Origin of the sequence: Serratia montpellierensis, from assembly GCF_020858655.1 — a bacterium.
In the GTDB taxonomy this organism is placed as follows: Bacteria; Pseudomonadota; Gammaproteobacteria; order Enterobacterales; family Enterobacteriaceae; genus Serratia; species Serratia montpellierensis.
This window is the reverse complement of sequence record NZ_VOSN01000004.1, coordinates 222,106-236,051: the sequence shown is the minus strand read 5'-3', so window position 1 is coordinate 236,051 and position 13,946 is coordinate 222,106. Positions and strand designations below refer to the sequence as shown.

At 54.3% G+C, this 13,946-nt stretch carries 9 protein-coding genes and 1 tRNA gene (1 of these 10 running past the window's edge); all 10 read right to left on the bottom strand.

Annotation, left to right across the window (positions count from 1 at the left end; translation table 11 throughout):
• Positions 1-159: 159 nt before the first annotated feature.
• On the bottom strand, positions 160-4,383 hold the full coding sequence (gene rpoC / locus FUU19_RS05265) for a DNA-directed RNA polymerase subunit beta' (RefSeq protein ID WP_025304939.1): 4,224 nt from the start codon (positions 4,381-4,383) through the stop codon (positions 160-162).
• Positions 4,384-4,501: 118 nt separating this feature from the next.
• Positions 4,502-8,530, bottom strand: coding sequence for a DNA-directed RNA polymerase subunit beta (rpoB, locus tag FUU19_RS05260; RefSeq protein WP_025304938.1), 4,029 nt, complete (start codon positions 8,528-8,530; stop codon positions 4,502-4,504).
• Positions 8,531-8,862: 332 nt separating this feature from the next.
• Positions 8,863-9,228, bottom strand: a complete 366-nt coding sequence (rplL, locus tag FUU19_RS05255) for a 50S ribosomal protein L7/L12 (protein ID WP_004929903.1) — start codon at positions 9,226-9,228, stop codon at positions 8,863-8,865.
• Positions 9,229-9,291: 63 nt separating this feature from the next.
• Positions 9,292-9,789: a 50S ribosomal protein L10 gene (gene rplJ, locus FUU19_RS05250; protein ID WP_004929905.1), complete on the bottom strand. Its 498-nt coding sequence runs from the start codon at positions 9,787-9,789 to the stop codon at positions 9,292-9,294.
• A gap of 337 nt (positions 9,790-10,126) precedes the next feature.
• Positions 10,127-10,831: a 50S ribosomal protein L1 gene (gene rplA / locus FUU19_RS05245; protein WP_141971608.1), complete on the bottom strand. Its 705-nt coding sequence runs from the start codon at positions 10,829-10,831 to the stop codon at positions 10,127-10,129.
• Positions 10,832-10,834: 3 nt separating this feature from the next.
• A complete protein-coding gene (gene rplK, locus FUU19_RS05240; protein WP_015376316.1) occupies positions 10,835-11,263 on the bottom strand; it encodes a 50S ribosomal protein L11 in 429 nt (142 codons plus the stop codon).
• Positions 11,264-11,433: 170 nt separating this feature from the next.
• Positions 11,434-11,979, bottom strand: a complete 546-nt coding sequence (nusG, locus tag FUU19_RS05235) for a transcription termination/antitermination protein NusG (protein ID WP_004929914.1) — start codon at positions 11,977-11,979, stop codon at positions 11,434-11,436.
• A gap of 1 nt (position 11,980) precedes the next feature.
• A complete protein-coding gene (secE, locus tag FUU19_RS05230; RefSeq protein WP_004929916.1) occupies positions 11,981-12,364 on the bottom strand; it encodes a preprotein translocase subunit SecE in 384 nt (127 codons plus the stop codon).
• Positions 12,365-12,624: 260 nt separating this feature from the next.
• Positions 12,625-13,809, bottom strand: coding sequence for an elongation factor Tu (gene tuf / locus FUU19_RS05225; protein WP_055314187.1), 1,185 nt, complete (start codon positions 13,807-13,809; stop codon positions 12,625-12,627).
• Positions 13,810-13,918: 109 nt separating this feature from the next.
• A tRNA-OTHER gene (locus FUU19_RS05220) sits at positions 13,919-13,946 on the bottom strand; it runs 49 nt beyond the window's last position.

The window sequence follows — 13,946 nt, the reverse complement described above, 5'->3', positions numbered from 1 at the left end:
TGTCCTTGGTTGTCAGATAAAAAGCACCGGTCAATTTCTGCTGTAAACATAGTAGCAAAGTTTGTCTTAACCCGGCACGAGGCGAAAAAAAACCGCCCCCGAAGGGGCGGTTTATCTGGCGATGGGCCCGGCGTACCGAGCCCGCGGCGCTGATGACGATTACTCGTCGTCGCTGCCGCCCAGGCCTGCGTTGAGCAGCTCGGCCAGGTTAGCCGTCGCTTCTTCCGCGCTGACTTGCGGAACAACCGGCGCTTCACCCTGAGCACGGCGACGCATACGATCCTGATGATAAGCGTAACCGGTACCGGCTGGGATCAGACGGCCCACGATAACGTTCTCTTTCAGGCCACGCAGTTCATCACGCTTGCCGGCTACGGCAGCTTCGGTCAGAACGCGCGTCGTTTCCTGGAACGATGCAGCGGAGATGAAGGACTCGGTCGCCAAGGAAGCCTTGGTGATACCCAGCAGATCGCGCGAGAAGGTTGCCGCGATTTTACCTTCAGCTTCCAGCTGACGGTTGGCAATCTTGACGCGAGACACTTCAGCCTGCTCGCCTTCCAGGAATTCGGAACCACCAGCGCTAACGATGGTGCCTTTACGCAGCATCTGACGAACGATAACTTCGATGTGCTTATCGTTAATCTTAACGCCTTGCAGACGGTAAACTTCCTGCACTTCGTTGGTGATGTAGCGGGTAACCGCATGCACGCCACGCAGACGCAGAATGTCGTGCGGAGACTCTGGGCCGTCGGAAACGACGTCACCACGTTCCACCACTTCGCCTTCGAACACGTTGAGCTGACGCCATTTCGGAATCATCTCTTCGTAAGCGTCGCTGCCGTCCAGCGGAGAGATCACCAGGCGACGTTTGCCTTTGGTCTCTTTACCGAACGAGATAATCCCGCTGATTTCAGCCAGGATTGCCGGCTCTTTCGGACGACGTGCTTCGAACAGGTCGGCAACGCGCGGCAGACCACCGGTAATATCCTTGGTACCGCCGGATTCCTGAGGAATACGCGCCAGGGTATCACCCGCACCGATCTGAATGCCGTCTTCCAGCTGAACGATCGCTTTGCCCGGCAGGAAGTATTGAGCAGGCATATCAGTACCTGGGATCAATACGTCTTCGCCCTGAGCGTCAACGATTTTCAGTGCCGGACGCAGGTCTTTACCGCTACCGGTACGCTCTGCGCTGTCCAGTACGACCAGAGAAGACAAACCGGTCAGTTCGTCGGTCTGGCGAGTAATGGTCTGGCCGTCAACCATATCCGCGAAGCGAATGAAGCCGCTGACTTCACTGATGACCGGCATGGTGTGCGGATCCCAGTTAGCAACGGTTTCGCCGCCGTTAACTTCTTCACCGTCGCCTTTGCCCATCACGGCGCCGTAAGGCACCTTGTAGCTTTCTTTGGTACGGCCGAATTCGTCGATCAGTTTCAGTTCGGTGTTACGCGAGGTGATCACCAGCTTGCCCGCGGCGTTCATAACGAACTTCACGTTGCTCAGCTTGAGGCTACCCTTGTTTTTCACCTGGATGCTGGATTCAGCAGCCGCACGAGATGCCGCACCACCGATGTGGAACGTACGCATCGTCAGCTGTGTACCCGGCTCACCGATGGACTGTGCCGCGATAACGCCGATGGCTTCACCTTTGTTGATGATGTGGCCACGTGCCAGGTCGCGACCGTAGCAGTTTGCACACACACCAAAGTCGGTTTCACAGCTCACCACGGAACGGACTTTAACGCTGTCGACAGAATTCTCTTCCAACAGGTCACACGCCTTCTCGTTCAGCAGGGTGTTGCGTGGCACCAGAATGTCCGCCGTACCCGGCTTGAGGACGTCTTCTGCCGTCACACGGCCCAGAACGCGTTCACGCAGCGGCTCTTTCACGTCGCCACCTTCGATAACCGGAGTCATCAGGATGCCGTCGTGGGTGCCACAGTCGTCTTCGGTCACAACCAGATCCTGCGCCACGTCAACCAGACGACGGGTCAGATAACCGGAGTTCGCGGTTTTCAGTGCGGTATCCGCCAGACCTTTACGAGCACCGTGGGTGGAGATGAAGTACTGGAGTACGTTCAGACCTTCACGGAAGTTCGCGGTGATTGGCGTTTCGATGATGGAGCCGTCCGGCTTCGCCATCAGGCCACGCATACCGGCCAGCTGACGAATCTGAGCGGCGGAACCACGCGCACCGGAGTCGGCCATCATAAAGATGCTGTTGAAGGAAACTTGCTGTTCCACTTCGCCGTCACGGTTAACCACGTCTTCTACCGACAGGTTTTCCATCATCGCTTTCGCAACGCGTTCGTTCGCTGCAGCCCAGATATCGATCACTTTGTTGTAGCGTTCGCCGGCGGTAACCAGACCAGACTGGAACTGCTCCTGGATCTCGGCAACTTCGGTTTCCGCTTCTTCGATGATCTCCGCTTTCTTGGCCGGGATAACCATGTCGTCGATACCTACGGAAGCGCCTGAACGGGCTGCGTAAGCAAAACCGGTGTACATGATCTGGTCAGCAAAGATAACGGTCGGCTTCAGGCCCAGGATGCGGTAACAGGTGTTCAGCATCTTGGAGATCGCTTTCTTGCCCAAAGGCTGGTTAACGATCGAGTACGGCAGACCTTTCGGTACGATCATCCACAGGATGGCGCGGCCGATGGTGGTGTCGATGATGCTGGTCTGAGAAGTCCATTCGCCTTCGGCGTTTTTGACGTCTTCGGTGATACGCACTTTAACGCGCGCATGCAGAGACGCCAGGCCGGCGCGGTAAACACGCTCAGCTTCTTTGGAACCGTTCAGCACCATGCCTTCGCCCTTGGCGTTAACACAGTCGCGGGTCATGTAGTACAGACCCAGTACAACGTCCTGAGAAGGAACGATGATTGGCTCGCCGTTCGCTGGGGACAGGATGTTGTTGGTAGACATCATCAGCGCACGCGCTTCCAGCTGGGCTTCCAGCGTCAGCGGTACGTGAACAGCCATCTGGTCACCATCGAAGTCGGCGTTATAGGCCGCACAAACCAGCGGGTGCAGCTGGATCGCTTTACCTTCGATCAGAACCGGTTCAAACGCCTGGATACCCAAACGGTGCAGGGTTGGTGCACGGTTCAGCAGTACCGGGTGTTCGCGGATCACTTCGTCCAGGATATCCCAAACGACGGCTTCTTCACGCTCAACCATTTTCTTGGCGGCTTTGATGGTGGTGGCCAGGCCACGCAGCTCCAACTTGCCGTAGATGAACGGTTTGAACAGCTCCAGCGCCATCTTTTTAGGCAGACCGCACTGATGCAGACGCAGGTATGGACCTACGGTGATGACGGAACGGCCGGAGTAGTCAACGCGTTTACCGAGCAGGTTCTGACGGAAACGACCCTGCTTACCTTTGATCATGTCGGCCAAAGATTTCAGAGGACGTTTGTTGGAACCGGTGATGGCACGACCGCGACGGCCGTTATCCAGCAGGGCGTCTACCGCTTCTTGCAGCATACGCTTTTCGTTGCGCACGATGATGTCAGGCGCAGCCAGATCCAGCAGGCGTTTCAGACGGTTGTTACGGTTGATCACGCGGCGATACAGATCGTTCAGATCCGAGGTCGCGAAACGACCGCCATCCAGCGGAACCAGCGGGCGCAGATCCGGCGGCAGTACCGGCAGCACGGTCAGGATCATCCACTCTGGCTTGTTACCAGACTGTACGAACGCTTCCAGCAGCTTGATACGCTTGGTCAGCTTCTTGCGCTTGGTTTCGGAGTTGGTTTCGTTCAGCTCTTCACGCAGCTGCTCGCACTCGGCTTCCAGATCCATGTTTTTCAACAGGGCCTGAATAGCTTCCGCACCCATCTTGGCGTCGAATTCGTCACCGAACTCTTCCAGCGCGTCCAGATACTGCTCTTCGGTCAGGATCTGACGACGCTCGAGGTTGGTCATACCGCCTTCGACCACCACATAGGATTCGAAGTACAGTACGCGTTCGATATCACGCAGCGGCATATCCAGCAGCAAACCGATGCGGGATGGCAGCGATTTCAGGAACCAGATGTGCGCGGTCGGCGAAGCCAGCTCGATGTGGCCCATGCGCTCACGACGCACTTTGGTCTGGGTCACTTCAACGCCGCACTTCTCACAGATCACGCCGCGGTGTTTCAAGCGCTTGTACTTACCGCACAGGCACTCGTAATCTTTTACCGGCCCGAAGATACGGGCGCAGAAAAGGCCGTCACGTTCTGGTTTGAACGTACGGTAGTTAATGGTTTCCGGCTTCTTAACTTCACCGAACGACCACGAACGGATCATGTCTGGCGAGGCCAGAGCAATCTTGATCGCATCAAACTCTTCGGTCTTAGTTTGCGCTTTCAGAAACTTCAATAAGTCTTTCACGGATTGGCTCCTGTCGGAGTTAAACCTGTTGGGTACCCACAACCGCAGTAGGTACCCGTGTGACCTGAACAACCACCCTCAGGCTCCCTTAGGCGGGGAGCCTGAGCCGGAATGACGATTACTCGTCTTCCAGTTCGATGTTGATGCCGAGCGAGCGGATTTCTTTCAACAGTACGTTGAAGGATTCCGGCATGCCTGGCTCCATCCGGTGGTCGCCATCCACGATGTTTTTGTACATCTTGGTACGGCCGTTAACGTCATCCGACTTAACGGTGAGCATTTCCTGCAGGGTATAAGCCGCGCCGTATGCTTCCAGTGCCCACACTTCCATCTCACCGAAGCGTTGACCACCGAACTGCGCTTTACCACCCAGAGGTTGCTGAGTAACCAAGCTGTAAGAGCCGGTTGAACGGGCGTGCATTTTATCGTCAACCAAGTGGTTCAGTTTCAGCATGTACATATAGCCGACAGTAACCTGGCGCTCGAATTGCTCACCGGTACGGCCATCGAACAGCGTGATCTGACCGGAGGTCGGGATACCACCCATTTCCAGCAGCTTCTTGATTTCAGTCTCTTTCGCACCGTCAAACACCGGCGTTGCGATCGGCATACCTTTTTTCAGGTTCTCTGCCAGACGCAGCACTTCGTCGTCGCTGAAGGTGTTCAGGTCAACTTTCTGGCAAACGTCGTCGCCCAGATCGTAGGCCTTCTGGATGAACTCACGCAGCTTGGCCACTTCCTGCTGCTGCTTCAGCATCTGGTTGATTTTCTCACCGATGCCTTTCGCAGCCATACCCAGGTGGGTTTCCAGGATCTGACCGATGTTCATACGTGATGGTACGCCCAGCGGGTTCAGTACGATGTCTACCGGCGTGCCGTTTTCATCGTAAGGCATATCTTCGATCGGGTTGATCTTGGAGATAACACCCTTGTTACCGTGGCGGCCCGCCATCTTGTCACCCGGTTGGATCTGACGTTTAACGGCCAGATAAACCTTGACGATTTTCAGCACGCCCGGCGCCAGATCGTCGCCCTGAGTGATCTTACGACGCTTGGCTTCCAGCTTCTTCTCGAAGTCGGATTTCAGTTCGTCGTACTGCTCAGCCAGCTGTTCCAGCTGGTTTTGCTTCTCTTCGTCGGTCAGGCCCAGTTCCAGCCAGCGATCGCGCGGCAGCTTGCTCAGCTTGTCGGCTTCGATGCCACCGGCAACCAGCACCGCGTGGATACGTGCAAACAGGCCGGCTTCCAGGATCTGCAGTTCTTCCGTCAGGTCTTTCTTCGCCTGCTTCAGCTGCATCTCTTCGATTTCCAACGCGCGCTTGTCTTTTTCCACGCCATCGCGGGTGAAGACCTGCACGTCGATAACCGTACCGGAAACGCCGTTCGGCACACGCAGAGAAGAGTCTTTAACGTCAGACGCTTTCTCACCGAAGATCGCACGCAGCAGTTTCTCTTCCGGCGTCAGCTGGGTTTCGCCTTTAGGCGTTACCTTACCGACCAGGATGTCACCGCCGGTCACTTCAGCACCGATATACACGATACCGGATTCATCCAGCTTGGAGAGCGCAGCTTCACCCACGTTAGGGATGTCGGCGGTGATCTCTTCAGGCCCCAGCTTGGTGTCGCGAGACACGCACGCCAGTTCCTGGATGTGGATGGTGGTGAAGCGATCTTCCTGCACCACGCGCTCGGAGACCAAGATGGAGTCTTCGAAGTTGTAGCCGTTCCAAGGCATGAACGCTACGCGCATGTTCTGGCCCAGTGCCAGTTCGCCCAGGTCTGTCGATGGGCCATCCGCCAGCACGTCACCGCGCTCGATTGGCTCACCCAGACTCACACACGGCATCTGGTTGATGCAGGTGTTCTGGTTAGAACGGGTGTACTTGGTCAGGTTGTAAATATCGATACCTGCTTCGCCCGGGTACATCTCGTCTTCGTTAACTTTGATAACGATACGGGAAGCATCCACGTACTGGATCACACCGCCGCGTTTGGCAACGGCGGTTACGCCGGAGTCAACCGCTACAGCACGTTCCATACCGGTACCGACCAGCGGCTTGTCAGCGCGCAGGGTTGGTACGGCCTGACGTTGCATGTTCGCACCCATCAATGCACGGTTGGCGTCATCGTGTTCCAGGAATGGAATCAGTGAAGCACCAACGGAAACGACCTGCTGGGTGGATACGTCCATGTAGTCAACCTGGTCGCGGCTGAACAGGCTTGATTCGCCTTTGCTGCGGCAGGTGACCAGGTCTTCTACGAAGCGGCCTTCTTCATCCAGGTTGGAGTTCGCCTGGGCGATAACGAAGTTGCCTTCTTCAATAGCAGACAGGTAGTTGATTTCATCGGTCACCACGCCGTCACGCACGCGGCGGTACGGGGTTTCCAGGAAGCCATACTCGTTAGTCTGTGCGTACACGGACAGGGAGTTGATCAGACCGATGTTTGGACCTTCCGGCGTTTCGATTGGGCACACGCGGCCGTAGTGGGTCGGGTGTACGTCTCGAACTTCAAAGCCGGCGCGCTCACGGGTCAGACCGCCCGGGCCCAGTGCGGAGATACGACGCTTGTGCGTGATCTCGGACAGCGGGTTGTTCTGGTCCATGAACTGGGACAGCTGGCTGGAACCGAAGAACTCTTTCACCGCCGCCGAAATCGGCTTGGCGTTGATCATGTCCTGAGGCATCAGGGTATCCAAATCGCCCAGAGACAGACGCTCTTTCACCGCACGCTCAACACGCACCAGACCTACGCGGAACTGGTTCTCGGCCATTTCGCCGACGGAGCGGATACGACGGTTGCCCAAGTGGTCGATATCGTCCACTTCGCCCTTGCCGTTACGGATATCGATGAGCTTCTTCATCACTTCGATGATGTCGTCTTTGCTCAGGATGCCCGAACCTTCGATCTCATCGCGCAGCAGAGAACGGTTGAACTTCATGCGACCCACCGCGGACAGATCGTAGCGGTCTTCGGAGAAGAACAGGTTCTCGAACAGGCTTTCGGCAGCTTCGCGCGTTGGCGGCTCACCAGGGCGCATCATGCGGTAGATTTCTACCAGCGAGCTCAGACGATCGTTGGTCGGATCGACACGCAGCGTTTCAGAGATGTACGCGCCGTGATCCAGATCGTTGGTGAACAGCGTTTCGATGCGCTTGTGGCCGGACTGGCTCAGCTTGGCCAGCAGATCCAGCGACAGCTCCATGTTGGCTGCGCAGATCAGTTCGCCGGTATTGGTATCGATATAGTCTTTCGCGACCACTTTGCCCGCGATGTACTCTACCGGTACTTCAATGCTCTGAATGTCGTCTTTTTCCAGCTGACGGATATGACGAGCGGTGATACGACGGCCTTTCTCTACATAGATTTTGCCGTTGGCTTCGATATCGAACGAAGCGGTCTCACCACGCAGGCGCTCTGGCACCAGCTCCATCTGCAGCTTGTTGTCGCGGATTTCGAAGACGATCTTGTCAAAGAACAGGTCGAGGATCTGTTCAGTGGTGTAGTTCAGCGCGCGCAGAATGATGGTCGCAGGCAGTTTGCGGCGACGGTCAATACGCACGAACAGGTTGTCTTTCGGATCGAACTCGAAGTCCAACCATGAACCGCGGTAAGGGATGATGCGTGCGTTGTACAGCACTTTACCCGAGGAGTGGGTTTTACCCTTATCGCTGTCGAAGAATACGCCAGGACTACGGTGCAACTGAGATACGATAACCCTCTCAGTACCGTTGATCACAAAGGTGCCGTTTTCGGTCATGAGCGGAATTTCACCCATGTAGACTTCTTGTTCCTTGATGTCTTTGACCGTACCTTCAGGCGCTTCGCGCTCATAGATAACCAGGCGCAGTTTTACGCGCAGCGGTGCAGAGAACGTCACACCACGGATCTGGCACTCTTTGACGTCGAAGACCGGCTCACCAAGACGGTAGCTAACGTATTGCAGCTCCGAATTGCCACTGTAGCTCTGGATAGGGAAAACAGAACGGAATGCGGCTTCAAGGCCGTACTGCCCTTCTGGATCTTGCTCGATAAACTTCTGGAACGAGTCAAGCTGGATAGAAAGGAGATATGGTATGTCCAGCACTTGTGGACGTTTACCAAAATCCTTACGAATACGTTTTTTCTCGGTATAGGAGTAAACCATAGGGTTCCTCAGCTCGCTGATCAGTGACCCAATCTGTCCGTCCGATTAGGGACAGTTCATGCAACACCGTTTTGTCGACCGGAAAGCGGGAACACTTTCCGCAATGTCTCTTGCTATCACGCTTAAACCATTTCATCGCGTCTTCCCCCAGAACTCCTGGTAGTGCAAAGACCGCGGTATATTAAGTCGTCAATAGAAACAAACATTGGGAGGCGAAACCAGCAGCCAAACAGTGTGAAACGCTACTGGCGCCCTACAGCGCAAAAAGGCTGGTGACTAAAAAGTCACCAGCCATCAGCCTAAAAGACTAGGCTGCAACCGGAAAGGTTGGCTTATTTAACTTCAACTTCTGCGCCAGCTTCTTCCAGAGATTTTTTCAGAGCTTCTGCGTCATCTTTGCTCACGCCTTCTTTCAGAGCGGCTGGAGCAGATTCAACCAGGTCTTTAGCTTCTTTCAGACCCAGGCCGGTAGCGCCACGTACTGCTTTGATAACAGCAACTTTGTTAGCGCCTGCAGCTTTCAGGATAACGTCGAATTCAGTTTTCTCTTCAGCAGCTTCAGCTGGGCCAGCAGCAACAGCTACAGCAGCAGCAGCAGAAACGCCGAATTTTTCTTCCATAGCGGAAACCAGTTCAACAACGTCCATTACGGACATAGCGGCAACTGCTTCCAGGATTTGGTCTTTAGTGATAGACATAACAATTGTTCCTAAAATTCAGAAATAGTTTAAATACGTTAGCAAAGGCTAAGAAAGAGTGGCTTACGCCGCTTCTTTCTGATCGCGTACTGCAGCCAGAGTGCGAACCAGTTTGCCGGCAGCGGCTTCTTTCATGGTTGCCATCAGGCGTGCGATCGCTTCTTCGTAAGTTGGCAGCGTCGCCAGGCGGTCGATTTGCGCCGCTGGGATCAGCTCACCTTCAAAGGCCGCAGCTTTAACCTCGAATTTTGCATTCGCTTTCGCGAACTCTTTGAACAGACGAGCAGCAGCGCCCGGGTGTTCGTGAGAGAATGCAATCAAGGTTGGACCGACAAACGTGTCTTTCAGGCATTCGAATGGAGTGCCTTCAACTACGCGACGCATCAGGGTGTTGCGAACAACACGCATGTAAACGCCAGCTTCACGACCTGCTTTACGCAGTTCAGTCATTTTATCTACGGTAACGCCGCGGGAATCCGCAACAACCGCAGACAGCGCGCCTTTGGCTACTTCGCTGACTTCAGCAACAATCGCTTGTTTGTCTTGAAGATTTAATGCCATTAGCTTTTTGCTCCTGGATTAGCCGGGGAAAATCCCCGGAACTCACTTCACTCGGCGCTTTGTAAAACGCCACGCCGAGCGGCTTAACACGGTGAGCAGAATCCAGCAAAGACATTCTTTTATAAAAAAGAAAAATTTTCTTAGGCTCTGTCACCGTCTACGCAGGAAGGATTAAGTATCTTGCGATACACCTGCGGTCTTGGACGGAGGCCTGGATAGGCCAGGCTCCAACCGAAAAATCTTTGTTTTGCCTACGGCATAGCCAATAGCAAAACCTTGGGGCATAAGATTCTAGACAAATCTCGGCCCCAAGTCAAAGCGATAATCGCAAGTGCGATTAGTTCGCTGCAGCAGACAGACCGCTCTGATCGATAGAAACGCCAGCACCCATGGTGGTGGAGAGGCTAACTTTCTTGATGTACATGCCTTTCGCCTGAGAAGGTTTGGCTTTTTTCAGCGCAACCAGCAGGGCTTCCAGGTTTTCTTTCAGTTTGTCTGCGTCGAAATCAACCTTACCGATAGTGGTATGGATGATGCCGTTTTTGTCGTTACGGTAGCGAACCTGACCTGCTTTAGCGTTTTTCACTGCTTCAGCAACGTTCGGAGTAACGGTACCCACTTTCGGGTTTGGCATCAGGCCGCGTGGACCCAGGATCTGGCCCAGTTGACCTACAACGCGCATTGCATCCGGGGAAGCAATAACAACGTCGAAGTTCATTTCGCCTTTCTTGATCTGGTCAGCCAGATCGTCCATACCTACCAGCTCTGCGCCGGCAGCTTTCGCTGCTTCAGCGTTAGCGCCTTGGGCAAATACGGCAACGCGAACGGAACGACCGGTGCCGTGTGGCAGAACGGTAGCGCCACGAACGTTTTGGTCAGATTTACGAGCGTCGATGCCGAGGTTAACGGCAACGTCAACGCTTTCTACGAATTTAGCGGTGGCCAGCTCTTTCAGCAGAGCAACAGCTTCAGTGATGTCATACTGTTTAGTAGCATCAACTTTGTCACGGATCACGCGCATGCGCTTGGTCAGCTTAGCCATCTCTTAATCCTCCACTACCAGGCCCATGGAACGAGCGGTACCTTCGATGGAGCGAGTCATCGCTTCAACGTCAGAACCAGTCATGTCCGCAGCTTTGGTTTCTGCGATTTCACGTACCTGAGCACGAGTCACTTTACCTACTTTGTCTTTGTTCGGCTTACCGGAACCAGACTTGATACCAGCCGCTTTTTTCAGCAGAACTGCTGCTGGCGGGGTTTTGGTAACGAAAGTGAAGGAGCGATCAGAATAAACGGTGATAACAACCGGAATCGGCAGACCTTTTTCAACGCTGTCAGTCTTAGCGTTGAATGCCTTACAGAATTCCATGATGTTAACGCCCTGCTGACCCAGAGCTGGACCCACTGGTGGGCTCGGGTTCGCCATACCAGCTGCAACTTGCAGCTTGACGTAGGCTTGTACTTTCTTAGCCATTTAAATTTCCTCGGTTTGGGTAGTATCGCCTCGCAAAAGGCTCCCCGTGTTTCACCCCGCCCAACATGCATCAGGCAAGGCATCTAAAAACAAAAGGAAAGGCGCGAAATTGAACTACAATTTCGCGCCTTTGACAAGCGGCAACGCGCCACTCATTGCTGATTATTCGATCAGCCTTTCTCAACCTGGCTGAAGTCCAGCTCCACCGGCGTTGCACGGCCAAAGATGGAAACGGAAACTTTCAGGCGGCTCTTCTCGTAATCGACTTCTTCGACTACGCCGTTGAAATCGGCAAACGGGCCGTCGTTGACGCGCACCAGCTCGCCCGGTTCGAACAGCGTTTTCGGACGCGGCTTGTCACCAACCTGCTGCAGGCGGTTCATGATCGCATCAACTTCTTTATCGCTGATTGGCGCAGGACGGTCAGACGTACCGCCGATGAACCCCATGACGCGCGGTACGCTGCGCACCAGGTGCCAGCTGGCGTCATTCATCACCATCTGCACCAGCACGTAGCCAGGGAAGAACTTACGCTCGCTCTTGCGACGCTGGCCGCCACGGATTTCAACCACTTCCTCCGTAGGCACCATCACTTCGCCGAACAGCTCTTCCATATCGTGCAGTTTGATGTGTTCACGCAGCGATTGTGCTACGCGACCTTCAAAACCGGAAAACGCCTGAACGACGTACCAACGTTTTTTTGGAGCTTCAGACATTTTAGAACCTCAGGCCAGTAATAAACGACACCAGACGGACCAGAATACCATCCAGTCCCCACAGAATCAGTGACATCACGGCGGTTACCGCGGCAACGATCAACGTGGTGTGTAGCGTTTCCTGACGAGTTGGCCAAATCACTTTACGTACTTCGGTACGCGCTTCGCGGGCAAACGCAACGGTGGCTTTGCCTTTGGTGGTCATCAGAGCCACTGCACCTGCAACGGCGATGATCAGTACAACTGCCAGCGCGCGCAATGGCAGGCTTAAATCACGGTAGTAATAGTTACCGACAATAGCCACAACCAACAGAACGGCGACGATCAGCCACTTTGCCGCTTCCAGGCCGCGTCCGCTCCCTTGAGCCTCGGTATTCGCACTCATAAACCAACCTGTCACAATGATGATTCAGAACAAACAACTTTGCCTCGCATTGCGAGGCAAACCAAACCGATCGGATACCGCGTTAGCACTATCCCGGTGTTTTACGCTATGACGTATTTCAGTCAATACGGTTTAAGAGCCCATCTCACCAATGATTATGACTGCAAAATCGCTGATGAGATAGGTTCTAGTTCACAGCGTAGAAAAAGGGCATCAAATGATGCCCTTTTACCGCGTGTCGCGTCAAACTTTATCAGCGATTAAGCGATAACTTTAGCAACAACGCCTGCGCCAACGGTACGGCCGCCTTCACGGATTGCGAAACGCAGACCGTCGTCCATCGCGATTGGGTGAATCAGGGTGACAATCATGTTCACGTTGTCGCCTGGCATTACCATCTCTACGCCTTCTGGCAGTTCGATGGTACCGGTCACGTCAGTGGTACGGAAGTAGAACTGTGGACGGTAGCCTTTGAAGAATGGCGTGTGACGACCACCTTCATCTTTGCTCAGGATGTACACTTCAGATTCGAACTGGGTGTGTGGCTTGATAGAGCCTGGCTTAGCCAGTACCTGACCACGTTCGATGTCTTCACGTTTGATACCACGCAGCAGAACACCTACGTTCTCACCAGCACGGCCTTCGTCCAGCAGTTTGCGGAACATTTCAACGCCAGTACAGGTAGACTTAACGGTGTCTTTGATACCAACGATTTCAACTTCTTCGCCAACTTTGATGATACCGCGCTCAACACGACCGGTAACAACGGTACCACGACCGGAGATGGAGAATACGTCTTCGATTGGCAGCAGGAACGGCTTGTCGATAGCACGCTCTGGCTCTGGGATGTAGCTGTCCAGGGCTTCGGCCAGTTCGATGATTTTCGCTTCCCACTCAGCTTCGCCTTCCAGCGCTTTCAGCGCGGAACCGCGGATCACTGGCAGGTCGTCGCCTGGGAAGTCGTAAGCGGACAGCAGTTCGCGAACTTCCATTTCTACCAGTTCCAGCAGCTCTTCATCATCAACCATGTCGCATTTGTTCATGAATACGATGATGAAAGGAACGCCAACCTGGCGACCCAGCAGGATGTGCTCACGGGTCTGAGGCATTGGGCCGTCAGTCGCAGCTACTACCAGGATCGCGCCGTCCATCTGAGCAGCACCGGTGATCATGTTTTTCACGTAGTCGGCGTGCCCTGGGCAGTCAACGTGCGCGTAGTGACGAGTCGGGGTGTCATACTCAACGTGAGAGGTGTTGATGGTGATACCACGAGCTTTTTCTTCTGGCGCGTTATCGATCTGGTCGAAAGCACGTGCAGAACCGCCGTAGGTTTTAGCCAGTACGGTAGTGATCGCTGCAGTCAGGGTAGTTTTACCGTGGTCAACGTGGCCGATAGTACCGACGTTAACGTGCGGTTTTGTACGTTCAAACTTTTCTTTAGACATCGATTGTCCCTCTAAGACACGGATAAATCGGTGGTATCACCACATCAACCAAGCATTTGCTCGTTGAATCCAGAACAGAAAGAAAATCAGGGGGCGAGAAATTAAGAAGTGGTGCTGATAGGCAGATTCGAACTGCC

Coding starts and splice junctions, on each gene's coding strand:
- rplK (WP_015376316.1), bottom strand. CDS start 11,263: ATGGCTAAGAAAGTACAAGCCTACGTCAAGCTGCAAGTTGCAGCTGGT.
- secE (WP_004929916.1), bottom strand. CDS start 12,364: ATGAGTGCGAATACCGAGGCTCAAGGGAGCGGACGCGGCCTGGAAGCG.
- rplJ (WP_004929905.1), bottom strand. CDS start 9,789: ATGGCATTAAATCTTCAAGACAAACAAGCGATTGTTGCTGAAGTCAGC.
- rpoB (WP_025304938.1), bottom strand. CDS start 8,530: ATGGTTTACTCCTATACCGAGAAAAAACGTATTCGTAAGGATTTTGGT.
- rplA (WP_141971608.1), bottom strand. CDS start 10,831: ATGGCTAAGCTGACCAAGCGCATGCGCGTGATCCGTGACAAAGTTGAT.
- tuf (WP_055314187.1), bottom strand. CDS start 13,809: ATGTCTAAAGAAAAGTTTGAACGTACAAAACCGCACGTTAACGTCGGT.
- nusG (WP_004929914.1), bottom strand. CDS start 11,979: ATGTCTGAAGCTCCAAAAAAACGTTGGTACGTCGTTCAGGCGTTTTCC.
- rplL (WP_004929903.1), bottom strand. CDS start 9,228: ATGTCTATCACTAAAGACCAAATCCTGGAAGCAGTTGCCGCTATGTCC.